Annotated in this window: 21 protein-coding genes; 17 read left to right on the top strand and 4 right to left on the bottom strand. The window is 69.3% G+C overall.

What is annotated here, in order from left to right; genetic code table 11:
- The 3 genes from VFB40_RS12140 to hutH all read right to left on the bottom strand — a co-directional run.
- Nucleotides 1–1,885, bottom strand: a 1,885-nt coding sequence (locus tag VFB40_RS12140; protein ID WP_324850014.1) for a (Fe-S)-binding protein, incomplete at its 3' end; no start/stop codon positions are given.
- Nucleotides 1,886–2,027: 142 nt separating this feature from the next.
- A complete protein-coding gene (locus VFB40_RS12135; RefSeq protein ID WP_349261446.1) occupies nt 2,028–2,909 on the bottom strand; it encodes a MurR/RpiR family transcriptional regulator in 882 nt (293 codons plus the stop codon).
- 187 nt (nt 2,910–3,096) lie between these two features.
- Nucleotides 3,097–4,659, bottom strand: a complete 1,563-nt coding sequence (hutH, locus tag VFB40_RS12130; RefSeq protein ID WP_324850010.1) for a histidine ammonia-lyase — start codon at nt 4,657–4,659, stop codon at nt 3,097–3,099.
- A gap of 251 nt (nt 4,660–4,910) precedes the next feature.
- Between hutH and hutU the strand changes: the two genes are divergently transcribed.
- The 10 genes from hutU to VFB40_RS12080 all read left to right on the top strand — a co-directional run bounded on the left by hutU (nt 4,911) and on the right by VFB40_RS12080 (nt 18,212).
- Nucleotides 4,911–6,632 (top strand): urocanate hydratase, encoded by a 1,722-nt coding sequence (gene hutU / locus VFB40_RS12125; protein WP_324850008.1) that lies wholly within the window; start codon nt 4,911–4,913, stop codon nt 6,630–6,632.
- A complete protein-coding gene (locus VFB40_RS12120) occupies nt 6,629–7,930 on the top strand; it encodes an allantoate amidohydrolase (protein WP_324850006.1) in 1,302 nt (433 codons plus the stop codon). Before hutU ends, VFB40_RS12120 begins: the two co-directional genes overlap by 4 nt.
- Nucleotides 7,931–7,945: 15 nt before the next feature.
- Nucleotides 7,946–9,361, top strand: coding sequence for a formimidoylglutamate deiminase (locus tag VFB40_RS12115; protein WP_324850004.1), 1,416 nt, complete (start codon nt 7,946–7,948; stop codon nt 9,359–9,361).
- Nucleotides 9,354–10,553 carry an imidazolonepropionase gene (gene hutI / locus VFB40_RS12110; RefSeq protein ID WP_324850002.1) on the top strand — a complete coding sequence of 400 codons (1,200 nt, stop codon included), beginning with the start codon at nt 9,354–9,356 and terminating at the stop codon, nt 10,551–10,553. The genes VFB40_RS12115 and hutI overlap by 8 nt, the downstream gene beginning before the upstream one ends.
- 139 nt (nt 10,554–10,692) lie before the next feature.
- Nucleotides 10,693–12,561: a molecular chaperone DnaK gene (dnaK, locus tag VFB40_RS12105; protein ID WP_324850000.1), complete on the top strand. Its 1,869-nt coding sequence runs from the start codon at nt 10,693–10,695 to the stop codon at nt 12,559–12,561.
- Nucleotides 12,562–12,730: 169 nt separating this feature from the next.
- Nucleotides 12,731–13,378 carry a nucleotide exchange factor GrpE gene (locus VFB40_RS12100; protein WP_324849998.1) on the top strand — a complete coding sequence of 216 codons (648 nt, stop codon included), beginning with the start codon at nt 12,731–12,733 and terminating at the stop codon, nt 13,376–13,378.
- A 75-nt stretch (nt 13,379–13,453) separates the two neighbouring features.
- Nucleotides 13,454–14,611, top strand: a complete 1,158-nt coding sequence (gene dnaJ, locus VFB40_RS12095; protein ID WP_324849996.1) for a molecular chaperone DnaJ — start codon at nt 13,454–13,456, stop codon at nt 14,609–14,611.
- A gap of 1 nt (nt 14,612) precedes the next feature.
- Nucleotides 14,613–15,107, top strand: coding sequence for a heat shock protein transcriptional repressor HspR (locus tag VFB40_RS12090; protein WP_324849994.1), 495 nt, complete (start codon nt 14,613–14,615; stop codon nt 15,105–15,107).
- Nucleotides 15,108–15,223: 116 nt separating this feature from the next.
- The gene (gene clpB / locus VFB40_RS12085; protein WP_324849992.1) at nt 15,224–17,806 is read left to right on the top strand and encodes an ATP-dependent chaperone ClpB; all 2,583 of its coding nucleotides are present in this window, start codon (nt 15,224–15,226) and stop codon (nt 17,804–17,806) included.
- A gap of 58 nt (nt 17,807–17,864) precedes the next feature.
- Nucleotides 17,865–18,212 (top strand): hypothetical protein, encoded by a 348-nt coding sequence (locus tag VFB40_RS12080; protein WP_324849990.1) that lies wholly within the window; start codon nt 17,865–17,867, stop codon nt 18,210–18,212.
- A 23-nt stretch (nt 18,213–18,235) separates the two neighbouring features.
- On the opposite strand, the gene VFB40_RS12075 is transcribed toward VFB40_RS12080, so the two are convergent.
- Nucleotides 18,236–19,471, bottom strand: coding sequence for a pyridoxal phosphate-dependent aminotransferase (locus VFB40_RS12075; protein ID WP_324849988.1), 1,236 nt, complete (start codon nt 19,469–19,471; stop codon nt 18,236–18,238).
- A gap of 108 nt (nt 19,472–19,579) precedes the next feature.
- Here VFB40_RS12075 and VFB40_RS12070 point away from each other — a divergent pair, with 108 nt between their 5' ends.
- The 7 genes from VFB40_RS12070 to VFB40_RS12040 all read left to right on the top strand — a co-directional run bounded on the left by VFB40_RS12070 (nt 19,580) and on the right by VFB40_RS12040 (nt 26,634).
- Nucleotides 19,580–20,098, top strand: a complete 519-nt coding sequence (locus tag VFB40_RS12070) for a DUF2617 family protein (RefSeq protein WP_324849986.1) — start codon at nt 19,580–19,582, stop codon at nt 20,096–20,098.
- A gap of 75 nt (nt 20,099–20,173) precedes the next feature.
- On the top strand, nt 20,174–21,313 hold the full coding sequence (locus tag VFB40_RS12065) for an SRPBCC family protein (RefSeq protein WP_324849984.1): 1,140 nt from the start codon (nt 20,174–20,176) through the stop codon (nt 21,311–21,313).
- Between the two features lie 194 nt (nt 21,314–21,507).
- Nucleotides 21,508–22,398: a FadR/GntR family transcriptional regulator gene (locus VFB40_RS12060; RefSeq protein ID WP_324849982.1), complete on the top strand. Its 891-nt coding sequence runs from the start codon at nt 21,508–21,510 to the stop codon at nt 22,396–22,398.
- Between the two features lie 133 nt (nt 22,399–22,531).
- Nucleotides 22,532–23,104, top strand: coding sequence for an orotate phosphoribosyltransferase (pyrE, locus tag VFB40_RS12055; protein ID WP_324849980.1), 573 nt, complete (start codon nt 22,532–22,534; stop codon nt 23,102–23,104).
- 140 nt (nt 23,105–23,244) lie between these two features.
- Nucleotides 23,245–24,003, top strand: a complete 759-nt coding sequence (locus VFB40_RS12050; protein ID WP_324849978.1) for a DedA family protein — start codon at nt 23,245–23,247, stop codon at nt 24,001–24,003.
- A gap of 174 nt (nt 24,004–24,177) precedes the next feature.
- On the top strand, nt 24,178–25,200 hold the full coding sequence (fbaA, locus tag VFB40_RS12045; RefSeq protein WP_324849976.1) for a class II fructose-bisphosphate aldolase: 1,023 nt from the start codon (nt 24,178–24,180) through the stop codon (nt 25,198–25,200).
- Between the two features lie 150 nt (nt 25,201–25,350).
- The gene (locus VFB40_RS12040; RefSeq protein WP_324849974.1) at nt 25,351–26,634 is read left to right on the top strand and encodes an adenylosuccinate synthase; all 1,284 of its coding nucleotides are present in this window, start codon (nt 25,351–25,353) and stop codon (nt 26,632–26,634) included.
- Nucleotides 26,635–26,885 lie beyond the last annotated feature (251 nt).

The following is a 26,885-nucleotide window of genomic DNA, read 5'->3' as shown; positions in this document are numbered from 1 at the left end:
TCTCGCGCGGCGGGGTGTAGACCTTGTTGTGCCGGCCGAGGTAGCAGGGGTCGTGGTAGGTGATGTTCTGGTCGACCGGCGTCACCGGGGTCAGCCGGCCCTCGCTGACCAGGTGGTCGAGCAGCTGGGTGTGGTGGATGACCTCGAACTTGCCGCCGAGCTGCGGGTACTCGTTGGCGAGCGAGTTGAAGCAGTGCGGGCAGGTGGCCACGATCTTCTTCACCGGAGCGTCACCGAAGGCCTCGTTGAGCACTTCGACGTTCTGCTGGGCGAGCATCTGGAACAGGAACTCGTTGCCGAGGCGGCGGGCCGGGTCGCCGGTGCAGCTCTCGCCGCTGCCCAGGACGGCGAACTTCACGCCGGCGATGTGCAGCAGTTCGGCGAACGCCTTGGTGGTCTTCTTGGCGCGGTCCTCCAGCGCGCCCGCGCAGCCGACCCAGTACAGGTACTCGGTCTCGGCGAGGTCCTCGATGGTCTCGCCGAGGACCGGGACCTCGAAGTCCACCTCGGAGATCCAGTCCAGGCGCTTCTTCGCGGGCATGCCCCACGGATTGCCCTTGTTCTCCAGGTTCTTGAGCATCGTGCCCGCCTCGGACGGGAACGAGGACTCGATCATCACCTGGTAGCGACGCATGTCGACGATGTGGTCCACGTGCTCGATGTCGACAGGGCACTGTTCGACGCACGCACCGCAAGTCGTGCAGGACCACAACGCCTCAGCAGCGATGACCGCGTTGTCCTCGGGCGAGCCGATGAAAGGGCGCTCCAGCTCTGCGAGAGCGGAGGCGGGTACCGCAGCTAGCTGATCGGCGCTCGCCTTCTCGTTGCCCTCGGCGTCCATACCGCCACCGGCAAGCAGATAGGGCGCCTTGGCGTGTGCGTGATCGCGCAGCGAGAGGACGACCAGCTTCGGGGAGAGCGGCTTGCCCGTATTCCACGCCGGGCACTGGTCCTGGCAGCGACCGCACTCGGTACACGTGGAGAAGTCCAGCAGGCCCTTCCACGTGAAGTCCTCGACCTTGCCCACGCCGAAGACGTCGTCCTCCTTCGGGTCCTCGAAGTCGATCGGCGCTCCGTTGGACAGCATCGGGTTCAGCGCGCCCAGCGCGGTGCCGCCGTCCGCCTTCTTCTTGAACCAGATGTTGAGGAAGGCCAGGAAGCGGTGCCAGGCCACGCCCATGTTCGCGTTGAGCGAGATCGTGATCATCCAGGCGAAGGAGATCACGATCTTGAGCATGGCGAACAGGTAGACCAGGTTCTCCAGCGTGCCGGCCGACGCCCCGGCGAACAGCCGGGAGACCGGGTAGGAGAAGAAGAAGTGGATCGAGAACCGGCCGCCGTCCTCCAGCACGTTCTCCACGCCGCGCAGCGCGAAGATGCACAGCAGCACGCCGAGGATCGTGTACTCGACGTAGTACGCCTGCCACATCACCGAGCCGTAGAAGCGCGACTTGCGCTCGTCGGACTTGCGGCTCGGCCGGATGGCCAGCCGGACGATCATCAGCGCCAGGATGCCGACCAGGCCGAGGAAGCTGAAGAGCTCGGTGGCGAACTCGTACGGCCACCACCGGCCGATCAGCGGGAGCTGGAAGCGCGGGTCGAAGAGCTGGCCGAACGCGGTGATCAAGGTGAAGAACAGCAGGCCGAAGGAGACCATGACGGCCCAGTGCGCCGCGCCGATCCAGCGCTTGCCGCGCCGGGCCAGCCGGGTGTGGCCCAGGAACTCGCGCACCAGGTTCTTGGTGCGGGCGACCGGATCGCCGGCGCGGCCTGGGGCCGGCTGCCCGGCCGTGATCAGCCGGTACATCCGGGTGAGCACGCGTGCGAACAGCGCGAGGCCGACCGCGGCTATGCCGAGGGAGATGATGATCGCGGCGATGTGCATGGTGAGCCGAGCTCCTGTATCGGTGCCGGGTGGTCCGTGAACGCAGTCCTGAGCGCGCCAGGCGTCGCTCGGAGATCGAAAACAACTCTACTCGCCGGTAACTTATGGCGTGAACCCGGCTCAGCGTGCCCTTGGTCACGCTTCAGCGGTAGAAGCCGCGCGCCTCGCTGAGTGATTCGTGCGCTTCGAGGCGGCCCTGGGTGCGCTCGGGCGCCGCGTCGGCGATCGCCTGGACCAGCAACGACGCGAGCACCATCGGTGCGGCGTGCGAGTCGAAGACCAGCCGGGAGCCGACGCCGGCCGGCAGCAGCACGTCCGCCGAGCCGGCGAACGGGACCAGCGGATTGTCCGTGACCAGGACTACCTTGAGCCCGAGCTCTCGGGCGTGGTCGATCGCGGTGAGTGCTTCCTGCGCGTAGCGGGGCAGCAGGAAGGCGACCATCCAGGTGGCGCCCGCCTGGCGGGCCTGCAGCAGCGCGTCGTCGGCCGCCGTGCCCGCGGCGGAGATCAGCCGGACGTCCGGGTGGATCCGCTGCGCGCTGTACCCGAAGTAGTGCGCGACCGAGAGGGAGAGGCGCAGGCCCAGCACGACCAGCGGGTTCGAGCCGGCCAGCAGCCGGCCGGTCTCGATCAGCCGGTCGGGGGCCGCGGCGAGGCGCTGCAAGGCTTCGAGGTTGGTCTGCTCGGCGGCGATCGCGGCCTGGAACTCGTTGCGGCGCACCTCCTCCGGGGACTCGCCGACCGAGCCGAGCACGATGCCCTTGAGCGCGTCGCGCAGCGCCGGGTAGCCGGAGAAGCCGAGCGCGGTGGCGAAGCGGGTGACCGAGGGTTGGCTCACCCCGACCCGCTCGGCCAGGTCCACGCTCGACATGAACACGACCTCGGCCAGGTGGTCGATGAGGAACTGGCCGATCCGGCGCTGCGCGGGGGAAAGGCGGCGACCGTCGAGCAGGCCGAGCACCTGCTCGGTGGAGCTGCCGGCCGCGCCGACAGCCGGGTCGAGGAACCCTGTCGGGTCGGGCATCACCGCCGCCACGTCAGTCACCTCCGTTCGCGGCCGTCCTTGTGATGGGTACCGGTCCTGGCGCCCTCACACGTATGTTGCGCTGAACTATGGATCGGCCGACCAGGATAGGTCAGTCGTCGTCGTGCAGGCCCTGTGTTTTATCCGATGCTGTGTTTTCTCCGATGCTGTGTTTTCTCCCTGCGTTCTATCGCAGAGCACCGACAGCTTCTTCGACTGCTGCGAGCACTGAGCCGTCACATACCGCATCCTCGGCTGCCCTCAGCTCGATGGAGAGGTATCGATCCGGTCCCGGACCACTGACACCACGCTGCCTGAGTACGGCAATCGCGGCTGCGGTACCCGGCGCCGGCTTGAGCGGCGCGCGCATGTCCAGTGCGCGAGCTGCGGTAACCAGCTCGATGGTGAGGATGCGGGCGAGGTTGTCCAGCGCGGTACGCAGCTTGCGGGCCGCGGACCAGCCCATCGACACGTGGTCCTCCTGCATCGCGGAGGACGGGATCGAGTCGACGCTGGCCGGGTTGGCGAGGCGCTTGTTCTCGGAGACCAGGGCGGCCTGGGTGTACTGAGCGATCATCAGACCGGAGTCCACGCCGGGGTCGTCGGCCAGGAACGGGGGCAGGCCGTGCGAGCGGGCGACGTCGAGCATCCGGTCCGTACGCCGCTCGGCGATCGAGCCGACCTCGGCGGCGGCGATGGCGAGGAAGTCCAGGACGAAGGCCACCGGAGCGCCGTGGAAGTTCCCGTTGGACTCCACCCTGTCCTCACCGAGGAGCACGACCGGGTTGTCGATGATCGAGGCGAGTTCGCGTTCGGCGACGAGGGTCGCGTGCGTGAGCGTGTCACGGGCAGCGCCGGCTACCTGAGGCGCACAGCGCAGTGAGTAAGCATCCTGCACGCGGTTACAGTCAGGGCCGCGGTGGGAGGCGACGACGCCTGAGTCCTTAAGCAGAGCCAGGAGATTCGCGGCGGATGCGGCCTGGCCGGGATGCGGACGGATGGCGTGCAGTTCGGGGAGGAAGACCCGGTCGGTGCCGAGCTGCGCTTCCACACTCATCGCGGCGGTTACGTCGGCGAGCTTGAGCAGCCGGTCGAAATCGCGCAGCGCGAGGACGAGCATGCCGAGCATGCCGTCGGTGCCGTTGATCAGCGCCAGGCCTTCCTTCGGCTCCAGCACCAGCGGCGTGATGTCGTGCTCCGAGAGCACCGGGGCGGCATGCACCGGCTTGCCGTCCTCGTCGATGACCTCGCCCTCGCCCATCAGGACGAGCGCGACGTGCGCGAGGGGGGAAAGGTCGCCCGAGCAGCCAAGGGAGCCGTACTCGCGGACCGCCGGCGTGATGCCGCTGTTCAGCAATGCGGCCATGGTCTCGGCGACAACCGGACGTACGCCGGTGTGCCCGCTCACGAGCGTCTTGAGGCGCAGCAGCATGAGCGCGCGCACGACCTCGGGCTCGACGAGAGCGCCCATGCCGGCCGCGTGCGAGCGGATCAGCGAGCGCTGCAACGCGGCACGCGACTCGGGGTCGATGTGCCGGGTGGCCAGCGCGCCGAAGCCGGTGGAGATCCCATAGGCGGGGGTGGGCGCGGCGGCGAGCTTGTCCACGGTGGAGCGGCCTTGGCCGAGGGCGGCCAGAGCGGCTGGGGACAACTCCACCCGCGCACCGCGCCGGGCGACCGCCTCGATCTCGGCGAAGGACAGGTCGGTGTGGCCGATGGCCCCCGGGCCGAGGTGGACCGTCGTGGTCATGGGCTGCTCCTGCGACTGTGACGACGAACGCTGCCACAACGACTGTGACAGCGGCTGCGACTGTAGCTGTGACAACGAACAATATTGAATGAAGTCATGCGGTTGACCGCAGCTATGAATGATTGCATAACATACCTCGGGGTTCACCGGCCGCGGCGGCGGGCACGAGTACTGCGTGACGCCTAGCGACGCCCCGGCCAGCTCCTCTACCCCGACCTGATCCGTATCCCCGCAAGAGAGGGAGCTCGCGCATGACCGGTCCGCGTACGGTACGCGCCCCCCGCGGCACCAGCCTGAACACGCTCGGCTGGCCGCAGGAGGCCGCCTACCGGATGCTCCAGAACAACCTCGACCCCGAGGTAGCCGAGCATCCCGAGGAACTGGTCGTCTACGGCGGTACCGGCAAAGCGGCGCGCAACTGGGCTTCGTTTGACGCACTGCTGCGTACCCTCACGACGCTGCGCGAAGACGAGACGATGCTCGTGCAGTCCGGAAAGCCGGTCGGCGTCATGCGCACGCACGAGTGGGCGCCGCGGGTCCTGCTGGCCAACTCCAACCTGGTCGGCGACTGGGCGAACTGGGACGAGTTCCGCCGCCTCGACGCGCTCGGCCTGATCATGTACGGCCAGATGACTGCGGGCTCCTGGATCTACATCGGTACGCAGGGCATCCTGCAGGGCACCTACGAGACCTTCGCGGCGGTGGCGGCGAGCCGGTTCGGCGGTTCGCTGGCCGGAACCATCACACTCACGGCCGGGCTCGGCGGGATGGGCGGCGCGCAGCCGCTGGCCGTGACCATGAACGACGGCGTCGCGATCTGCATCGACTGCGACCCGCGCGCCATCACCCGCCGGATCGAGCACCGGTACCTGGACGTTAAGGCAGACTCGCTCGATCACGCGCTCCAGCTGGCGGTCGAGGCCCGTGACGCACGCCGACCGCTGTCCATCGGTGTGTTGGGTAACGCGGCGGACCTCGTACCGGAGCTGCTGGCGCGTAACGCACCGATCGACATCGTCACCGACCAGACCTCAGCGCATGACCCGCTCGCGTACCTGCCGCTGGGCATCGACTTCGACGATATGAAGTCATTCGCGCTCGACAAGCCCGAGGAGTTCGTGCAGCGGGCGCGCGAGTCCATGGCCAAGCACGTCGAGGCGATGGTCGGCTTCCAGGACGCCGGGGCCGAGGTGTTCGACTACGGCAACTCGATCCGCGGCGAGGCGAAGCTGGCCGGATACCAGCGCGCCTTCGACTTCGCCGGCTTCGTGCCGAAGTACATCAGGCCGCTGTTCTGCGAGGGCAAAGGCCCGTTCCGCTGGGCGGCGCTCTCCGGCGATCCGGCCGACATCGCGGTGACCGACCGCGCCGTGCTGGATCTGTTCCCGGAGAACGATTCGCTGGCCCGCTGGATCCGGATGGCCGGCGAGCGGGTGCACTACCAGGGCCTGCCCGCGCGGATCTGCTGGCTCGGCTACGGCGAGCGGCACCAGGCCGGGCTGCGGTTCAACGAACTGGTCGCCTCCGGCGCGATCCAGGCGCCGATCGTGATCGGCCGCGACCACCTGGACTGCGGCTCGGTGGCCTCGCCGTATCGGGAGACCGAGGCGATGCTGGACGGCTCGGACGCGATCGCGGACTGGCCGCTGCTCAACGCGATGGTCAACGTGGCCTCGGGCGCTTCCTGGGTGTCGATCCACCACGGCGGCGGGGTCGGCATGGGCCGATCGATCCACGCCGGCCAGGTCTCCGTGGCCGACGGATCGCCGCTGGCCGCCGCCAAGCTGGAGCGGGTGCTGACCAACGATCCGGGCATGGGCGTGATCCGGCACGTGGACGCCGGATACGACCGCGCGGTCGAGGTCGCCGAGGAGCGCTCCGTTCGCATTCCGATGCGAGAAGGCGCCGACAAGGGCGAGGGCACCTCCGACAAGGACACCGGCGACAGGGACACCGCCGGGGACGGCGCGTGAACGAGGTCGCGGAGGCGACCGGCTTCGCAGAACTCTGGTCTTCGCTGGCGGACCTCGGCCGCGACCGGACCACCGGGGGCTATCGGCGCTTCGCCTGGACGAGCGCGGACCTCGCGTGCCGCGACTGGTTCGCGTCGCAGGCGGCTGATCGGGGCCTGACGGTCGAGGTCGACCGCAACGGCAATCAGTGGGCCTGGTGGCTGCCGGACAGCGGTGAGTCAACCACAGAAGTGGGCGCCGAGCGGCGGTGCGGTAACGCGCTGGCGATCGGTTCACACCTGGACTCGGTACCAGACGGCGGCGCGTTCGACGGTCCCCTCGGCGTCATCAGCTCCCTGGCCGCAGTCGACCTGTTGCGGGCGCGCGGCTGGCGGCCCGAGCGGCCGATCGTGATCGCCAACTTCACCGACGAGGAGGGGGCACGCTTCGGGATCGCCTGCGCCGGTTCCCGTTTGCTGACCGGGCAACTGGACGCGGAGAAGGCCCGCTCACTGCGCGATGGCGGCGGCGTGCGGCTGGCGGACGCGATGGCGGCGGCGGGCCAGGATCCCGACGCGCTGGGCCGCGACGACGAACGACTGGCCAACATCTCAGAGTTCGTCGAGCTGCACATCGAGCAGGGCCGCTGGCTGATCGACCAGGACGCCCCGGTCGGCGTCGCCTCGTCGATCTGGCCGCACGGCCGGTGGCGCTTCGACTTCACCGGTGAGGCCAACCACGCCGGCACGACCGCGCTCGACGATCGCCGCGACCCCATGCTGACCTACGCGAACACCGTCCTCTCCGCCCGCAAGAAGGCCAGGCTCGGCGGCACGCTGGCAACTTTCGGCAAAGTAAGTGTTGAGCCCAACGGCACCAACGCGATCCCGTCGCGGGTCCGCGCCTGGCTCGACAGCCGCGCCCCAGATGAGGCGGCTCTGGACGCGGTCGTGGAGCAGATCGTCGCCGCCGCGCGGGAACGCGCCGAACGCGACGGTACCGCGGTGGAGGTTGTCAACGAGTCACGCACGGCTATCGTCGAGTTCGACCACGGATTGCGCGACAAGATCCGCAAGACGCTGACGGGCGTCTTCGGCCCGGTACCGCAGCTGCCCACGGGCGCCGGGCACGACGCGGGAATCCTGGCCGCCGAGCTGCCGACCGCGATGCTCTTCGTACGCAACCCCAGCGGGCTTTCCCACACCCCCGCCGAGCACGCCGAGACAGCGGACTGCCTCACCGGCGTCGCCGCGCTGGCCGAGGTCGTCGCGCAGCTCGCCGGAGTGCGACCTGGGACGAACCGGGGATCAGGGGCTTGAGGCGGTGACGACGGGATGACCGAGACGCGAACACGCGACAGAAAACCGCAAGGCGCTGAGAAGCAGCGATGGCACGCCGAGGCCGCCTATGTGGCGGGGATGGTGGAAACGGACGTGCTCATCGAGACCGAGGGCGACCGCATCACGGCTGTCACGCCCGGCCTTCAGGCGCCGGCCGATGCGGTACATCTTCCAGGGTTGACGCTCCCAGGGCTGGCGAACGCGCACTCGCATGCGTTCCATCGCGCGCTGCGCGGTCGCACACAGATAGGAGAGGGCACGTTCTGGACCTGGCGCGAGCAGATGTACGAAGCGGTCGCCGGGCTGAATCCGGACACGTACTTCGAGCTCGCAGTCGGCGTGTTCACGGAGATGGCGCTGGCCGGGATCACGTCGGTCGGAGAGTTCCACTACGCGCATCACGACCACGGCGGCGCGCAGTACGCCGATCCGAACGCCATGGGCCACGCCCTGATCCAGGCCGCGCGCACGGCCGGCATCCGGATCACGTTGCTGGACACGTGCTATCTGACCGGCGGCCTGCACGCGACCGTGAACAGGACGGCGCTCAACAACACCCAGAAGCGTTTCTCCGACGGCGACGCGGAGAAGTGGGCCGCGCGCGTGGAGAGCTTGCGCAGCGCGTACGCGAATGAACCAGACGTCATCATCGGTGCGGCAATCCACTCGGTGCGCGCGGTACCGAAGGAACAGCTCGGTACGGTCGCGGCGGCAGCAGCCAAGCACGATGCGCCGCTGCACGTACACCTCTCCGAACAGCGCGCGGAGAACGACGCGTGCCTTGCCCGTTACCGGCTGACCCCTGCGCAGCTGCTCGAATCCTCCGGCGCGCTCGGTCCGAACACGACAGCAGTGCACGCGACGCACCTCTCGCAGGCCGACATAGAAGTACTCGGCGACTCAGAGACCTGCGTCTGCATGTGTCCGACCACGGAGCGGGATCTCGCTGACGGCGTCGGCGCGGCGCGCACCCTGTTCGAGGCCGGCTCGCCGATCGCGCTCGGCTCGGACAGCCAGGCCGTCATCGACCTCTTCGAAGAGGCCCGCGCGATGGAGCTCGACGAGCGGATGCGCTCCGAGCGGCGCGGGCACTGGCCGAGCACCGATCTGATCGACGCGGCGACCGCGGCCGGGCAGGAATCCCTGGGCTGGCGCGGCGCGGGGCGGCTGCACGCGGGCGAGCTTGCCGACTTCACCACGGTCGGGCTGGACTCGATCCGGTTGACCGGCACGACGCTCGACGTGGCGGCCGAATCGGTGATCTACGCGGCGACCGCGGCCGACGTCCGGCATGTCGTGGTCGGCGGGCGGGTGGTCGTGCACGACGGTATCCACAGGCTCGTGGAGGAGCCCGCGCGCCGGCTGGGCGCGGCTATCAGCGCTCTGTACCGGAGAAACGCTCGTGTCTGATTCGACCCTTGTCACAGGGATCCTGGAGTTAGCCACAGGCAATCCACAGCCTGTGGAAAACAGTTCCCTGAATGAAGGGGCGCGGGACGGCTCGGTTTCGGTGACGCGTAACGCGGCGTTCATCGTGGAAGACGGCCGGATCGCCTGGGTTGGACCAGCGCAGCAGGCTCCGGACGCCGACGCGCGCTTGGATATCGGCGGCCGAGCGGTTATCCCAGGGTTCGTTGACAGTCACGCGCATCTGGTCTTCGCGGGCGACCGCGCCGCCGAATTCGAGGCGCGAATGACCGGGAGGCCTTATAGCGCTGGAGGAATCCGGACAACCGTGGCCGCTACGCGCGCCACGGATGACGAGCTGTTGCGCGGTAACGTGCGCAGGCTTGTCGCCGAGATGGCGCGGCAAGGCACGACTACGGTCGAGTGCAAGACGGGGTACGGACTCAGCGTTGAGGACGAGGCACGGGCCATCCGTATCGCGCGTGAAGAGTGCGATGCGGCGACGTTCCTCGGTGCTCATGTCGTGCCGGCGGAGTTCGCCGAACGGCGCGATGAGTATGTGGACCTTGTGCGCGGCCCGATGCTCGAAGCATGCGCGCCTTACGCCGACTACGTGGACGTCTTCTGCGAGCGCGGTGCATTCGACGAGACCGAGACGCGCCTGATCCTCGACGCGGCGAAGGGGCACGGGCTCGCCGTCCGGCTGCACGCTAACCAACTCGGGCACGGACCAGGCGTCCAGCTCGCAGTCGAGTACGGCGCAGCATCCGCCGATCACTGCACCTACCTCACGGACGCGGACATCGACGCTCTCGCGGGATCGTCCACCGTCGCGACGCTGCTACCCGGCGTCGAGTTCTCAACCCGCTCGCCTTACCCCGACGCACGGCGCCTGATCGACTCGGGCGCGTCCGTGGCGATCGCGACCGACTGCAACCCGGGCTCCTGCTACACGTCCTCGATGCCGTTCTGCATCGCCCTCGCGGTCCGCGAAATGCGCATGTCACCGGCCGAAGCGTTGCTCGCGGCCACGCTCGGGGGCGCCCGCGCACTCTGCCGCACGGATGTCGGCTACCTCGCCGTCGGAGCCCGCGCCGACTTCGCCGTTCTCGACGCGCCGTCGTATCTGCACCTCGCTTACCGACCCGGTGTACCCCTCGTGACCAGCACCTTCAAAGCCGGAATAAGGCAATAGCGCGACGAAGTTGAGTCCAGTAGCCTCAACCCTTATCGTTGAGTCGACTGGACTCAAGCGGGTCGCCGCGGTTACCCCGCGCGCCTGCTGGGCCCGGCCCAGGCAGAAGCAGCGACGAGCTAACCCTAAGGAAGCCACGATGGCACGTCCGGTCGGCATCGACCTTGGAACGACCAACTCGGTCGTCTCCGTCCTCGAAGGTGGCGAGCCCACCGTCATCACCAACGCCGAGGGCGCCCGGACCACCCCGTCGGTGGTCGCGTTCGCCCGCAACGCCGAGGTGCTGGTCGGCGAGGTGGCCAAGCGGCAGGCGGTGACCAACGTCGACCGCACCATCCGCTCCGTCAAGCGGCACATGGGCACCGACTGGAAGATCCAGATCGACGACAAGTCCTTCACCGCACAGCAGATCAGCGCGTTCATCCTGCAGAAGCTCAAGCGCGACGCGGAGGCCTACCTGGGCGAGAAGGTGACCGACGCGGTCATCACCGTCCCGGCCTACTTCTCCGACGCCGAGCGCCAGGCCACCAAGGAAGCGGGCGAGATCGCCGGCTTCAACGTGCTGCGCATCATCAACGAGCCCACCTCCGCGGCGCTGGCCTACGGGCTGGACAAGGGCGAGGGCGACCAGATGATCCTGGTCTTCGACCTGGGCGGCGGCACCTTCGACGTCTCGCTGCTCGAAGTCGGCAAGGACGAGGACGGCTTCTCCACGATCGAGGTGAAGGCCACCAACGGCGACAACCACCTCGGCGGCGACGACTGGGACCAGGCGGTGGTCAACTACCTGGTCAACCAGTTCAAGAACGCGCACGGGGTGGACCTGTCCAAGGACAAGATGGCCATGCAGCGCCTGCGCGAGGCGGGCGAGAAGGCCAAGATCGAGCTGTCCTCCTCCACCGAGACCACGGTCAACCTGCCCTACATCACCGCCTCCGCCGAGGGCCCGCTGCACCTGGACGAGCGCCTCACCCGCGCCCAGTTCCAGCAGCTGACCGCGGACCTGCTGGAGCGCTGCAAGGCCCCGTTCCACAACGTGATCAAGGACGCGGGCATCTCGGTGCGCGACATCGACCACGTGGTGCTGGTCGGCGGCTCGACCCGGATGCCGGCCGTGGCCGAGCTGGTGCGCGAGCTGACCGGCGGCAAGGAGCCGAACAAGGGCGTCAACCCGGACGAGGTCGTCGCGATCGGCGCCTCGCTGCAGGCCGGCGTCCTGAAGGGCGAGGTCAAGGACGTCCTGCTGCTCGACGTCACCCCGCTGTCCCTGGGCATCGAGACCAAGGGCGGCATCATGACCAAGCTGATCGAGCGCAACACCACGATCCCGACCAAGCGCTCGGAGATCTTCACCACCGCCGAGGACAACCAGCCCTCCGTGCAGATCCAGGTCTACCAGGGCGAGCGCGAGATCGCGGCCTACAACAAGCGCCTGGGCATGTTCGAGCTGACCGGCCTGCCGCCGGCCCCGCGCGGCCTGCCGCAGATCGAGGTCACCTTCGACATCGACGCCAACGGCATCGTGAACGTCTCGGCGAAGGACCTGGGCACCGGCAAGGAGCAGTCGATGGTCATCACCGGCGGCTCGGCGCTGCCCAAGGAGGACATCGACCGGATGATGCGCGAGGCCGAGCAGTACGCGGCCGAGGACCACCGCCGCCGCGAGGAGGCGGAGACGCGCAACCAGGCCGAGGGTCTGGTCTACCAGACCGAGAAGTTCATGCGGGACAACGCCGACAAGGTGCCGGCCGACGTCAAGGGCGAGGTCGAGGCGGCCATCGCGGACACCAAGAGCGCGCTCGGCGGCACCGACGTCGAGGCGATCAAGAACGCCGCGGAGAAGCTGGCCACCACCAGCCAGAAGCTGGGCACCGCGCTCTACGAGCAGGCGCAGGCCTCGCAGGCCTCGGCCGCCGGCGGCGCCCCCGAGGACGGCGGCGCGCAGCAGCAGCAGGAGTCGGACGACGTGGTCGACGCCGAGATCGTCGACGAGGGCAAGAACGGCTGACGGCGCCGGGCTGATTGAACCCGGGACGCCGCGTGGCACGTGGCGGCGCCGGAGGGCGTTCGACAGTTCGACGGCAGCGGGCCGCGGGCTGGGTTCGAGGCGAGGCCTCGACACTCGACCCGGGCCCGCGCCCGGCCCCCGATCGATCCACTCCAGGAGAAGAGAAGAAGTGAGCGACGACCTCTACCGCCCCGGCCGGGACGCCGCAGAGGAAGCCCGGCAGTACGGCGAAGACGAGGGCTTCGAGGCCGCCCCCGAGGCCCAGGGCGAGGAGTTCGCCGGGCGGGTGAACGAGGCCATCGGCGGCGAGCACGGCGACCCGGCCGCGAACCTCGCGGTGGCCGAGCTGATCGCCAAGCTGGCCGAGCGCACCAACGAACTGCAGAGCGCGCAGGCCGAGCTCGGCGAGCGGACCGCGGACCTGCAGCGGCTGCAGGCCGAGTACGTCAACTACCGGCGCCGGGTCGAGCGGGACCGGATCGCGATGGCCGAGATGGCCCTCGGCAAGGTGCTGACCGGCCTGCTTCCGGTGCTCGACGACATCGGCCGGGCCCGCGACCACGGCGAGCTCGAGGGCGGCTTCCGGCAGGTGGCCGAATCGCTGGAGAACCAGCTGGCCAAGCTGGGCCTCGAGCAGTTCGGCACGGCCGGCGAGCTGTTCGACCCGAACGTGCACGAGGCGCTGATGCACACGGTCTCCCCGGACGTCGAGGAGGACACCTGCGTGGAGATCCTGCAGCCCGGGTACCGCCTCGGTGACAGGATCCTGCGGGTCGCCCGGGTCACCGTGGCCCAGCCCGGAGAGCCCGACGAGTAGCCGGCCCGCGGCGGTGTGCGCCGCACCGCAGTTCAGCGATCTTCGAGCACCGCAAGGAGCAGAGGCGAACCCGAGATGAGCACCAAGGACTACCTCGAGAAGGACTACTACAAGGTGCTCGGCGTCCCCAAGGACGCTCCCGCGGCCGACATCAAGAAGGCCTACCGGAAGCTGGCCCGGCAGTATCACCCGGACGCCAACAAGGGGGACGCCGCCGCCGAGGAGAAGTTCAAGGAGATCTCAGAGGCCTACGACGTCCTGTCCGACGACAAGCGGCGCAAGGAATACGACGAGGCCAGGTCGCTGTTCGGGGGCGGGTTCCGCGGCGCCGGGGCGGGCAACGGCTTCCCGTTCGACCTCGGCGACCTGCTCGGCAACACCGGCGGGACCGCGGGCGGCGGGCTCGGCGACATACTCGGCGGGATCTTCAACCGCGGCCGCACGACCACAACGCAGACCACTCCGGGCCGGCGCGGCGCGGACGTGGAGACCGAGGCCACGATCACGTTCATGCAGTCGATTGACGGCGTGACCATCCCGCTGCGGATGACCAGCGAGCACCCGTGCCGGGCCTGCTCCGGCACCGGCGCGAAGGCCGGCACGACGCCTCGGGTGTGCCCGACCTGCGCTGGAACCGGCCAGGTGAGCCGCAACCAGGGCGGCTTCGCCTTCTCCGAGCCCTGCCGGGACTGCAAGGGCCGCGGCCTGGTGGTGGACGACCCGTGCCCGGTCTGCCACGGCTCGGGACGCGCCGCCTCGACGCGCACACTTCAGGCGCGCATCCCCTCGGGCGTGCGGGACGGGATGCGGATCAGGCTTAAGGGCAAGGGCGCTCCGGGCGAGCGCGGCGGACCGGCGGGAGACCTGTACGTGGTGGTGCATGTGAAGCCGCACAAGGTTTTCGGGCGGGACGGCGACAACCTGACCGTGACCGTGCCGGTGACGTACCCGGAGGCGGTGCTCGGCGCGGACATCAAGGTGCCGGTGCTCGGCGGACTGCCGGTCACCGTGAAGCTTCCGGCCGGCAGCGCGAACGGCCGGACGCTGCGGGTGCGCGGCAAGGGCGCCCCGCGCAAGGACGGCAGCCGCGGCGACCTGCTGGTCACCTTCGAGGTCGCCGTGCCGACGAAGCTGAGCGAGGCCGCGAACGCGGCCCTGGAGAAGTACCGCGAAGCGACCGCGGACCACGACGTGCGAGCCGAACTGCTCGACGCGGCGAAGGGAGAGGCCTGAAATGTCGGCGGAGAACGGGAATCTGGGCGGGCGTAACGCGGCAGGGGAGGCGGCGATGTACGTGATCTCCGTCGCCGCGGAGCTCTCCGGCCTGCACCCGCAGACCCTGCGGCAGTACGACCGGCTCGGCCTGGTCAGCCCGGATCGGGCGCCCGGCCGCGGCCGCCGCTACTCGGCGCGCGACATCGAGCGGCTGCGCGAGGTGCAGCGCCTCTCGCAGGACGAGGGCGTGAACCTGGCCGGGATCAAGCGGATCCGCGAGCTTCAGGACCAGGTCGAGCTGCTCAGCGCGCGGGTGGCCGAGCTTGAGGAGAGCCTGGCGATGGCCCGGGCGACCACGATCCCGCTGGCCGTTCCGGTGCAGCAGCCCGAGTACCAGGCCAGTGCGCAGGCGCAGGCCGCGGCGAACCCGCTGTACCGCCCGGACCTGCTTCCCGCGCTCCCGGCGTTCGGCACGTCCACCGCGCTGGTGGTCTGGAAGCCGCAGCAGCACTGAAAAGCAGCAGCACCAACCGCGTCACGCGGTCGAGACGGCACTGAGTGGCCAAGTGAATAGCACGCCCTGAGTTCCGTCGGTTTGGAAGCACAAGAGAACGGGACGAGGAGCACCTGATGGAGCCCTACAAGCTGACCACTCGGTCGCAGGAGGCGTTGTCCGTCGCCGTGCGGTCGGCAGCCGCGGCGGGCAATCCGCAAGTGGAGACCGTGCACCTTCTCCTCGCCCTGCTCGCGCAGCAGGACGGCACGGCCAGGCCGCTGCTGGAGGCCGTCGGCGTGGACCGGGCCGACCTGACCGCGCGGGCGCAGCGCCTCGTCAACCAGCTGCCCAAGGCCGCCGGTTCGACCGTCGCGGCGCCCGAGCTCGCGCGCACCACGATCACCGCGATGAACCAGGCCGCTGATGAGGCGCGCCGGCTCGATGACGAGTACGTCTCCACCGAGCACATCCTCGTCGGCCTCGCGGCCGGGCAGGACAAGACCGCCGACATCCTCAAGGCTTCGGGCGCGACGCAGCAGGCGCTGCGCGACGCGTTCACCAAGGTGCGCGGCAGCGCTCGGGTCACCTCCCCCGATCCGGAGGCGACGTTCCAGGCGCTGGAGAAGTACAGCCTCGATCTGACCGCGGCCGCGCGCGAAGGCAAGCTCGACCCGGTGATCGGCCGCGACACCGAGATCCGGCGCGTGGTGCAGGTGCTCTCCCGGCGCACCAAGAACAACCCGGTGCTGATCGGTGAGCCCGGCGTCGGGAAGACCGCGGTGGTCGAGGGTCTGGCGCAGCGGATCGTGGCCGGGGACGTGCCCGAATCGCTGCGCGGGAAGCGGCTGGTCTCGCTGGACCTGGGCGCGATGGTGGCCGGCGCGAAGTACCGCGGCGAGTTCGAGGAGCGGCTGAAGGCGGTACTCGGCGAGATCCGCGAGTCCGGCGGCCAGGTAATCACGTTCATTGACGAGCTGCACACCGTGGTCGGCGCCGGCGCGACCGGCGAGTCGGCGATGGACGCGGGCAACATGCTCAAGCCGATGCTGGCGCGCGGCGAGCTGCGGATGGTCGGCGCGACGACGCTGGACGAATACCGCGAGCACATCGAGAAGGACCCGGCGCTGGAGCGGCGCTTCCAGCAGGTGCTGGTCGGCGAGCCGTCGGCCGAGGACACCGTGGCGATCCTGCGCGGGCTCAAGGGCCGGTACGAGGCGCACCACCAGGTGCAGATCTCCGACGCCGCACTGGTGGCGGCCGCGACCTTGTCGGAGCGGTACATCACCGCGCGGTTCCTGCCGGACAAGGCGATCGACCTGATCGACGAGGCGGCGTCCAGGCTGCGCATGGAGATCGACTCGCGGCCGGTCGAGATCGACGAACTGCAGCGCGCGGTGGACCGGCTGCGCATGGAGGAGCTGGCGCTCGCCAAGGAGTCGGATCCCGCCTCGCAGGAGCGCCTGGCGCGCATCCGCCGCGAGCTGGCGGACCGCCAGGAGCAGCTCAACGCGCTCAACGCGCGCTGGGAGCAGGAGAAGTCCGGCCTCAACCGGGTCGGTGAGCTCAAGAAGCGCCTCGACGACCTGCGCGGCCAGGCGGACCGGGCCCAGCGCGACGGCGACTTTGAGGCCGCGTCCCGGCTGATGTACGCCGACATCCCGGCCGCGGAGCGCGAGCTGGCCGAGGCCTCGCAGGCCGCGAACACCCGTGAGACCATGGTCAAGGAAGAGGTCGGTCCGGACGACGTGGCCGAGGTAGTGGCCGCCTGGACCGGCATTCCGGCCGGTCGGCTGCTTGAGGGCGAGACCGCGAAACTGCTGCGCATGGAGCAGGAGTTGGGCAAGCGGCTGATCGGACAGCTCGATGCGGTACGCGCGGTGTCGGATGCGGTACGCCGGGCCCGCGCCGGTATCTCCGATCCGGACCGACCCACTGGCTCGTTCCTCTTCCTCGGCCCGACCGGCGTCGGCAAGACCGAGCTGGCGAAGTCGCTCGCAGACTTCCTCTTCGACGACGAGCACGCGATGGTCCGCATCGACATGTCCGAGTACGGCGAGAAGCACTCGGTCGCGCGGCTGGTCGGTGCCCCTCCCGGATACGTGGGCTACGAGGAAGGCGGGCAGCTGACCGAGGCGGTGCGGCGCCGGCCGTACACGGTCGTGCTGCTCGACGAGGTGGAAAAGGCGCACCCCGAGGTCTTCGACATCCTGCTTCAGGTGCTCGACGACGGCCGGCTCACCGACGGCCAGGGCCGCACCGTGGACTTCCGCAACACCATCCTCATCCTGACCTCGAACCTGGGCTCGCAGTTCCTGGTGGACCCGGCGCTGGAGGAGGACAAGAAGCGCGCCCTGGTGATGAACCTGGTGCGCGCGACCTTCAAGCCGGAGTTCCTGAACCGGCTCGACGACATCGTGCTCTTCGACGCGCTCGGCACCGAGGAGCTCGGGCTCATCGTCGAGCAGCAGGTCGCCCGGCTGCAGCGGAGGCTGGCCGACCGGCGGCTGACGCTGGACGTGACCGCCGCGGCCCGGGACTGGCTGGTGCTCACCGGCTACGACCCGGCTTACGGCGCGCGTCCGCTGCGCCGGCTGGTGCAGTCGGCGATCGGAGACCAGTTGGCGAAGGCGATCCTGGCCGGCCGGGTGCGCGACGGGTCCACCGTGCGCGTCGACGTGGCGGACACGGAAGACGGGCTGTCGATCGAGACGGTCTGACCCAGACAGGGACCGAAGTCCTCTCGCGCGGCTTCTCGCGCGAGAGGATAGTGCTGGTATGTCCAGAATCCGAGTCAAGAACGGGAAAGCGGAAAAGGGCCGCAAGACGCCCAGCGCCGGCGAGCTGGGCCTGGTCGTGGCGCTGCTGGCGGCGGGAACCTTCGCCGCCCGGCTGATGGGCTACAAGCTGGGGCGCGAGACCATCGTGCGGTGCCGGGCCGGCCACCTCTACACGACGATCTGGATCCCGGGGGCGTCGTTGAAGGCGGTACGGCTCGGCATGGTCCGCTGGCAGCGCTGCCCGGTCGGGAAGCACTGGACGCTGGTCTCCCCGGTGAACGAGGCCGACCTCACCGACGCCGACCGGGAACTCGCCGCGCTGTCCCACGACGTACGCATTCCCTGACACACGGTCAGCCGGTCAGCCCGTCACTCCGGTTTCGCCAGCGCCGCCAGGCGATCCAGCGCCGCGCTGAGCACCTGCGGCTGCTTGCAGAAGGTGAAACGCACGAAGGGCAAGCCCGCCTGCTTGTCGTCGTAGAAGACCGCGTTCGGAATCGCCACCACGCCGCAGCGCTCGGGCAGCGCGCGGCAGAACGCCAGTCCGTCCTGCTCGCCGAGCGGCCGGATGTCCGTGGTGATGAAGTACGTGCCCTCCGTCGCGGATACGCCGAATCCGAGGTCTGCGAGGCCGGTGGCGAGCAGGTCTCGCCGCGCCCGCAGGCTTTCGCTCATCTCGGCGTAGTAGTCGCGCGGCAAGCGCAGCGCCTCGGCGATCGCGTACTGGAACGGGCCGCCGCTGACGTAGGTGAGGAACTGCTTGGTGGTGCGCACGGCGGCGACCAGTTCGGGCGTGCCGGTCACCCAGCCGATCTTCCAGCCGGTGAACGAGAAGGTCTTGCCGGAGGAGGAGATCGTCACGGTGCGGTCGCGCATGCCGGGCAGCGTGGCCATCGGGACATGTGAGCCTTCGAACACCAGGTGCTCGTAGACCTCGTCGGTGATGACGATCAGGTCGTGCTGGGTCGCGAGCTGCGCGAGCCGGCGCAGCTCCGCTTCGTTGAGCACCATGCCGGTCGGGTTGTGCGGGGTGTTGAGCAGCAGCGCCCTGGTTCGGCTGGTGATCGAGGCGGCCAGCGTGTCGAGATCGGGGTGCCAGCGCGGGTGCTGTTGCGTCGGCGGGCGCAGCGTGGCGGGTACGCGCACCCCGCCGGCCATGGCGATACACGCGGCGTACGAGTCGTAGTAGGGCTCGAAGGCGATCACCTCGTCGCCCGGGTTGACCACGGCGAGCAGGGCCGCGGCGATTGCCTCGGTGGCTCCGGCGGTGATCAGCACCTCGGTGTCGGGGTCGTATTCGAGGCCGTACCAGTCGGCCTGGTGGTCGGCGACCGCGCGGCGCAGTTCCGGGATGCCGGGGCCGGGCGGGTACTGGTTGCCCCGGCCTTCCAGGATCGCGCGGGCAGCGGCCTCGGCGACCGCGGCCGGGCCGTCGGTGTCGGGGAAACCCTGGCCGAGGTTGATCGATCCGGTGGCCACGGCGAGCGCGGACATCTCGGCGAAGATCGTGGTGCCGAGCCCGCTCAGCCGCGAGGCCAGCACCGGGCGCCGGGCACCCGGTACGTCTTTCGGGTGATCTGCCTCAGGCGTGGCGTGATGACTCACGCGTCCTCCAGTCGTTGACCCAGGGCGAGCCGTTTGTCAGACAGAACGCCTTTTCTGGCAGCACGGCCCCCACCGGGAGAAGCCTACGGCCTGGGACGGTGCCGATCGATGTTCGTCGAGTTGACCGCGGCTTATTGCGATACCAGCGCCGAGGAGCTGGGTTGGTCGATGCAGCTGGAGCCGCAGCCCGCGCTGGCCGTTCGGCGGCTCGACCTCACGCCGTTCCGCGCGGAGCTGCGACTGCTCGGCGCCTCGCACCAGATCTCCGTGTGGCTGGGCGGCGGCGGTCCGGCGGGAGGCGTCGAGCCGCTCTGCCTGGAAACGGTGGCCTGCCTGCCGGAACGCACGGTGCCGCTGCCCCGAACGGCCGAATGTGAGCTGGGCGGCTGGCGCTACACGATCGAGTCGGACGTGCGGACCTGCTCCGAAGCGGAATTCGGCGTGCGAGTCGCCGGAATCGAACGATGCGCGGCCCACGGACTGGTCGGTCGGTATCCAGGGCAGCCGGGCGCGCTGACAGCGATCGTGATGCGGCCGTGGCAGGCAGGGCTCTGGTGGACGACCTGGCATACGTATCCGCAGGACTGCCAGATCGCGACGACGCTGAGCTTTCTGCGCCTGGAGTGACTACCGCGCATTGTGATCAACCAGTCGGTGGCGATCACGCGGTGATGATCACACAGTGAAGATGACGCGGTGAAGATGACAAAACAGGTGATAGCGACCCATGCGATGCTCACGGCGACGCGGCGGCGTACGCTGGCCTGCGAGCACGGCGGTCCGTCGCCGTTGCGGCTGCCGGAAGCAGTGAGGGTGTCGATGCCGTACGAGGCCACGGTCCCGGTCCACCGACGACTGCTCTGGCCCGCTGTCACCGATGCCGAGCGTCTGATCGGCGCGCTGCCGAACGCCTCCATCGACGCCTCCGGTGCTCAAGGCGTGGCCGGGCGGTTGCGGGTACGCACCCGCGAGCAGACCGTCACCTTCCGCGGAGTCGCGCGCATTGTGGAGGTGGTCCCCGCCTCGCTGCGCATTTCGCTGGAAGTCGAGGCGGTTTTCGGCCGGGCCGGCGGCACCGTGGAAGGTGTCGTGGAGATCGCGTTGCGGCAGTCCGGTCCGGGCACCCGCGTGGTCGTCGGCGGGCAACTGGACATCTCGCCGGGGTCCGCTCCCCTCTCCGTCGAAGCGCTGGACAGCGCGTTCCAGCGAGTCGTACAGCGCTGGTTCACCGCGCTCGCGGAGACCTCGCCGGCGGCCAAACCCGCCGCGCAGGAACGTTCCGAGCGGCGCGAACTGCCCGATTCGCCTCCGGAAGCGCAAGCGACGGAACCGCAGCCCGACACCGAGCTTCCGCGCAGGCGCAGCTCGAAACGCGCGCCGCTGGCTGTGGTGCGGGATCTTCCCGCAGGACAGCAGAAGCCTGGCAACGGCAGCTCCGCACCGGCTCAGCCCGACCAGCCCGCCGAGCCGGAGCCGCAGGATTCGAGTCCTTCGAACGGCTGGTCCAAGCCCCCGCAGCAGGAGACGGCCGAAGACGCGGCCGATGAGGCGCAGGCCGCTGAAGCGCCGGCACCGCTGCGCCTCGTGACGCCTGAGTCCGAGGCGGCGCCGGACCCCGACGAACCCTCGGAGCCGGAGCCGCCCGAAACGGTCGGCGAGCAAGCCGCTCTGGCGACCGAGGACGCGGCCTTGTCGGTCGAACCGGAACCCGACGACATCTGGAGCAGGCTGCGCGACCGCAGCCTGCCGCCCTGGATCCCGTTCCTCGTCGGCGCCGCGACGGCGACGCTCGCCGCGCTGGCCTTCGTGCTCGCGGCGCTGCGGCGCCACTATCGCCGCTGAGCCCACACGCTCGTCAGCCCGCGCTATTCGCGCTGCGGAGGCGCCGTATGGGCGTCTTCTCCGGAGAGTGAGTCTTGTCATCGGATCGAGTGGTTGTCGGCTGAATCGGCGGCATCACCTCGACGCTGCTCCTACTGTGTGCATCACGTTCTGTGCGCGACCGGACGCGCACTGCAAGTCAGGAGCCGAAGCGTATGTACGTCGAAGGGTGGAACGTCCACCGGGTCGTCCGGCCCAGCCGCCTGGCCAACGCCGTGATCGAACGGCTCCTGCTGCGGATACTGGACGGCGAGTTCCAGCCCGGCGGCGACCTGCCGCCCGAGGCCGCGCTGGCGCAGGAGTTCGCGGTAAGCCGCACCATCCTGCGCGAAGCACTCAAGGCGCTGGAGGAGAAGCGGGTCCTTCGGATCCGGCACGGCCGCGGCACCACCGTGCGGCCCAAGGCCGATTGGAACATCCTGGATCCGCTGGTGCTCTCGGTGCTGCTGGAGTACGGCGCCTCAGCCACGCTGGCCACCGAGCTCGACGAGGTGCGCACGGCGCTGCACATGCTGATGGCCGACCTGGCCGCGCAGCGCATCGAGCCCGAGCAGCGCGACGCGCTCGACCTCGCGATCGGCCGGATGCGCGCCTGCCTGCCGAGCGACGTCTCCCCCGGCGACGTGCTCAGCTACCGCGAGGCCGCGCACCAGTTCGGGAAGGTCCTCGCTGAAGCCTCGTGCAACGAGGTGGCGCGGTGTGTCGTCGAGACGATCGACGTTCCGGCGCCGGAAGCCGCGCTGGAGGACGGGCTGGCCGCGATGGCCAAGACCCAGGAGCTCGCCGAACGCCTTTACGCGCGCATCGTGCGCGGTACGGACGCGGGCCGCGGTATCGAGAGCCCTGCGGTGCAGCAGAGCACGCCAGTCGCCGAGGATCTGACGCGACGTGAGATGGCGGCTGCCGAATCGAACGCTTCGAATGCCTCCGGTCTGCCCTTGCCGAACCAGTCGCCGCTGCGCACGCAGCAGCTGCGTCGGCGGCCCGGTGTGGAGCTGCGCCCGACGATGGTCGGCGCGGGAAGCGGTACCCGCTCGCTGCTGTGAGCCGGCCGCCTTACCGCATTCCCTCCCTTCTCTTTCCTCTCCCTCCTCCTGGTCGGGGCGTACCGCGGACTGATCCGCGTTCCGGCTGATCCGTATCCTTTGTGGGACGCCCCGACCGGAAGGACCATCCGCGATGCCGATCACCTTCGCCCCGGCGAGCCAGCACCGCGCCGAACTGCTCGCGCAGATCAAGGCGAAGGCCGTGGTGCACGGCAAGGTCACGCTCAGCTCGGGCCAGGAGGCGGACTTCTACATCGACCTGCGCCGGGTCGGTCTCGACGGCTCGGCGGCACCGCTGGTCGGTCTCGTCATGCTGGACCTGGTGCGCGACCTCGAGTTCGACGCGGTCGGCGGCCTGACCCTCGGCGCCGACCCGGTCGCCTCGGCGATGCTGCACGCGGCGGCCGCGCACCCGGAGCTGGTGGGCGGCCGCAAGCTCGACGCCTTCGTCGTGCGTAAGACGGAGAAGGCGCACGGTCTGCAGCGGCGCATTGAGGGCCCGGACATCGCGGGACGGCGGGTGCTTATCGTCGAAGACACCTCCACGACGGGTAGTTCGCCGCTCACCGCGGTCGAGGCCGCACGTGCCGCGGGTGCGGAGGTGGTCGCGGTCGCGGTGATCGTCGAGCGCGGCGCACAGCCGGCGATCGACCAGGCCGGTCTGCCTTACTACGCCGCTTTCAGCCTTACCGATCTGGGCTTGTAACTTTCCGCGCATCAGGCGGCCTTAGGCGCTACCGCATTCTCTCGGGGCCTAAGGCCGCCCAGCGGCGCGAATGTCCCGAATCAGTCCCATCCTCACGCGACGTAAGGCGCCGGCTCACTTTTAACAGGTAGTCTTCCGCCGTGAGCTTCCACGCCCTCAGCATCCTCAACCCGGCATCTCTGATCAGCTCGTTCGGCCTGGTCGGCGTTTACGCCATCATCTTCGTCGAGTGCGCACTGATCATCGGGTTCTTCCTGCCCGGCGACTCGCTGCTCTTCGTGGCCGGCGTGGCCGCGTCCAGCGCGGCAGACAAGCTCGTCGGCGCCCACCTGAACTACGCGGCCCTGCTGGTCGGAACGCCGATCGTCGCGATCGTCGGCTCGCAGATCGGGCACTACACCGGGGCGCGATTCGGCCGCAGGCTCTTCGACAAGCCGGACTCGCGCTTCTTCAAGCGCAAGTACGCGGTGCGCGCCGAGTTCTACTTCAACAAGTACGGCGGCGCGAAGGCCGTGCTGGTGAGCCGGTTCATCGTCGGCGTGCGCACCTTCGTCAACCCGCTGGCCGGGATGCTGGAGATGCCCTCGCGGGCGTTCCTGCTGTGGAGCACCATCGGCAACATCTTCTGGGTGGAGCTGATGCTGGTGCTCGGCCACGAGCTCGGCGCGAAGGTCAAGGGCAACATCGACACCACCATCCTGCCGATCGCGGCCGTGGTCGCGGTGATCACGCTCATCCCGCTGGGCCTTGAGATGCTCAAGGAGCGCCGGGCCGCGCAGCGCGGGGAGCTCACCGATCTGCAGCGCTTCGAGCAGGAGCAGGAGGAGCTGTACTACGGCCGCTCGCCGGAGGCGCAGCAGGCGCCGCTGCCCGTGGCCGGAGCGCGCCACCGCAAGTAACGGCTGATCCGCCGCCGCGCGCGGCCCCGCGCAGGGCCTTACGACCCTGGCGCCGAAGACCCCGAAAAGCGACCGTGACGTGGGAGCCATCCCACATCACGGCCGCTTTTCCATTCCCTTGGGCGGGTCTGCGAGACTGGCCGGTGAGAGACAGGATCGTTTCGAGGAGTCCACATGCCCATCGCAAGCCCTGAGGTCTACGCGGAGATGATCGACCGGGCCAAGGCCGGCCGGTTCGCCTACCCCGCCATCAACGTGACCTCGTCGCAGACGCTCAACGCCGCGCTGCGCGGCTTCGCCGAGGCCGAGAGCGACGGCATCGTCCAGGTCTCCACCGGCGGCGCCGAGTTCCTCTCCGGCAGCACGGTCAAGGACATGGTGATCGGCGCCAGGGCGCTGGCCGAGTACGCGCATGTGGTCGCGGAGAAGTACGACATCAACATCGCGCTGCACACCGACCACTGCCCGAAGGACAAGCTGGACGGCTTCATGAAGCCGCTGGTCGCCATCTCGCAGGAGCGGGTCGCCAAGGGCCTCGAGCCGCTGTTCCAGTCGCACATGTGGGACGGCTCCGCGGTGCCGCTTGACGAGAACCTGCGGATCGCGGTGGAGCTGCTGGAGCAGACCGCGAAGGCGCGCACCATCCTGGAGATCGAGATCGGCGTTGTCGGCGGCGAGGAGGACGGCGTCGCCAACGAGATCAACGAGAAGCTGTACACCACCCCCGAGGACGTGCTGAAGACCGCCGAGGCGCTGGGCATCGGCGAGAACGGCCGCTACCTGCTGGCCGCCACCTTCGGCAACGTGCACGGCGTGTACAAGCCGGGCAACGTTAAGCTGCGCCCGTCGATCCTCAAGGAGATCCAGGACGCGGTCGGCGCCAAGTACAACAAGGACAAGCCCTTCGACCTGGTCTTCCACGGCGGCTCCGGCTCGCTGCTCTCGGAGATCCGCGAGGCGCTGGACTACGGCGTGGTGAAGATGAACGTGGACACCGACACCCAGTACGCGTTCACCCGGCCGATCGTGGACCACGTGTTCAAGAACTACGACGGTGTGCTGAAGATCGACGGCGAGGTCGGCAACAAGAAGGCCTACGACCCGCGCGCCTACGGCAAGTCGGCCGAGGCGGGCATGGCCCAGCGCGTGGTGACCGCGTGCCAGGACCTGCGCTCCGCGGGCACCAAGATCAAGTAACCCGGTGGCGCGAAGGACGCGGCCCGGATCTGCTCCAGGCCGCGTCCTTCGAGGTAGCCGGGAAAGTCCGGCTCAGGTAAGCTCTTGTTGCAAGAGGCCCGGTCGCGCTTGCACCGGGCTTTCACTATGTCCGGAAGAGGTGTAACCGGAATGCCAGCGCTTGTGCTCGTCGGCGCCCAATGGGGCGACGAAGGAAAGGGCAAGGCCACCGACCTGCTCGGCGGGTCCGTTGACTACGTGGTGCGCTACCAGGGCGGCAACAACGCGGGTCACACCGTCGTCATCGGCGACCAGTCCTACGCCCTGCACCTGCTGCCTTCCGGCATCCTGACCCCCGGCTGCGTCCCGGTGATCGGCAACGGGGTGGTGATCGACCCGGCGGTGCTGCTCCAGGAGCTCGACGGCCTCAGCGCCCGGGGCGTGGACACCTCCAACCTGGTCATCTCCGCGAACGCGCACCTGATCACGCCGTACCACCGCACGATCGACAAGGTCTCCGAGCGGTTCCTGGGCAGCAACCGGATCGGCACCACCGGCCGCGGCATCGGGCCGACGTACGCGGACAAGATCTCGCGCATGGGCATCCGGGTGCAGGACCTGTTCGACCCCGGCATCCTGGCCAAGAAGGTCGACGCCGCGCTGCGTGACCGCAACCAGATGCTGGTGAAGCTGTACAACCGGCGGGCGATCGCGGCCGAGGCCATCGTCGAGGAGTACCTCGGGTACGCGGAACGGCTGCGCCCGCACGTCGCGGACACGTCGTTGCTGCTGAACGAGGCGCTGGACGAGGGCAAGGTGGTGCTTTTGGAGGGATCTCAGGGCACGCTGCTCGACGTTGACCACGGCACGTATCCGTTCGTTACGTCGTCGAACCCGACCACAGGCGGCGCGTGCTCCGGTTCAGGCATCGGGCCGACTAAGATCACCCGCTCGATCGGCATCCTCAAGGCGTACACCACGCGGGTCGGCGCGGGTCCGTTCCCGACCGAGCTGTTCGACGCGGATGGCGAAGCGCTGCGGTCAAAGGGCCACGAGCGCGGCGTGACGACCGGCCGGGACCGGCGCTGCGGCTGGTTCGACGCGGTGATCGCGCGGTACGCGACGCGGGTGAACGGTCTGACCGACTTCTTCCTCACCAAGCTGGACATCCTCACCGGCTGGGAGCGCATCCCGGTGTGCGTGGCGTATGACGTGGACGGCGTGCGGTACGAGGAGCTGCCGATGACGCAGACCGACTTCCACCACGCCAAGCCGATCTACGAGTTCCTGCCCGGCTGGGATGAGGACATCACCAAGGCCAGGGACTTCTCCGACCTGCCGACGAACGCGCAGAGCTACGTGCGGACGCTGGAGCAGATGTCCGGAGCGCCGATCTCCGCGATCGGCGTAGGCCCGGAGCGGGACGCGACGATCCAGCTGCGCAGCTTCCTCTAGCTTCCCTCGCCGCGCGGTGGCGCCCGCGCGCTAGACAACCTGCCCGGATCGGGCCGCCCCGTCGTACAGAGTGGCGATGGAGCGGCCCGATCCGCGTTTCCTACGCTGGATGGCATGACCGATACCGCGCCCGCCGCGCCTTCCCTCCCCGCGCCCGACTCCGCTGTGTCCAATCCCACCGGGCCCGATCCAGACGCGGGCAAGGCGGTGTTCGAGCGCGACCGGGCCCACGTCTTCCACTCCTGGTCCGC

Source organism: Actinocrinis sp., from assembly GCF_035650855.1.
Classification (GTDB): Bacteria; Actinomycetota; Actinomycetes; order Streptomycetales; family Catenulisporaceae; genus Actinocrinis.
Note: the sequence above shows the minus strand (reverse complement) of the source record. Positions and strands in the feature narration are given on the sequence as shown.

What these genes read in the sequence shown, in the direction of transcription:
- VFB40_RS12135 (WP_349261446.1), bottom strand. Translation starts at nt 2,909, where the DNA reads ATGCCCGACCCGACAGGGTTCCTCGACCCGGCTGTCGGCGCGGCCGGC.
- hutH (WP_324850010.1), bottom strand. Translation starts at nt 4,659, where the DNA reads ATGACCACGACGGTCCACCTCGGCCCGGGGGCCATCGGCCACACCGAC.
- hutU (WP_324850008.1), top strand. Translation starts at nt 4,911, where the DNA reads ATGACCGGTCCGCGTACGGTACGCGCCCCCCGCGGCACCAGCCTGAAC.
- VFB40_RS12115 (WP_324850004.1), top strand. Translation starts at nt 7,946, where the DNA reads ATGACCGAGACGCGAACACGCGACAGAAAACCGCAAGGCGCTGAGAAG.
- dnaK (WP_324850000.1), top strand. Translation starts at nt 10,693, where the DNA reads ATGGCACGTCCGGTCGGCATCGACCTTGGAACGACCAACTCGGTCGTC.
- dnaJ (WP_324849996.1), top strand. Translation starts at nt 13,454, where the DNA reads ATGAGCACCAAGGACTACCTCGAGAAGGACTACTACAAGGTGCTCGGC.
- VFB40_RS12090 (WP_324849994.1), top strand. Translation starts at nt 14,613, where the DNA reads ATGTCGGCGGAGAACGGGAATCTGGGCGGGCGTAACGCGGCAGGGGAG.
- clpB (WP_324849992.1), top strand. Translation starts at nt 15,224, where the DNA reads ATGGAGCCCTACAAGCTGACCACTCGGTCGCAGGAGGCGTTGTCCGTC.
- VFB40_RS12080 (WP_324849990.1), top strand. Translation starts at nt 17,865, where the DNA reads ATGTCCAGAATCCGAGTCAAGAACGGGAAAGCGGAAAAGGGCCGCAAG.
- VFB40_RS12070 (WP_324849986.1), top strand. Translation starts at nt 19,580, where the DNA reads ATGTTCGTCGAGTTGACCGCGGCTTATTGCGATACCAGCGCCGAGGAG.
- VFB40_RS12065 (WP_324849984.1), top strand. Translation starts at nt 20,174, where the DNA reads ATGACAAAACAGGTGATAGCGACCCATGCGATGCTCACGGCGACGCGG.
- VFB40_RS12060 (WP_324849982.1), top strand. Translation starts at nt 21,508, where the DNA reads ATGTACGTCGAAGGGTGGAACGTCCACCGGGTCGTCCGGCCCAGCCGC.
- pyrE (WP_324849980.1), top strand. Translation starts at nt 22,532, where the DNA reads ATGCCGATCACCTTCGCCCCGGCGAGCCAGCACCGCGCCGAACTGCTC.
- fbaA (WP_324849976.1), top strand. Translation starts at nt 24,178, where the DNA reads ATGCCCATCGCAAGCCCTGAGGTCTACGCGGAGATGATCGACCGGGCC.
- VFB40_RS12040 (WP_324849974.1), top strand. Translation starts at nt 25,351, where the DNA reads ATGCCAGCGCTTGTGCTCGTCGGCGCCCAATGGGGCGACGAAGGAAAG.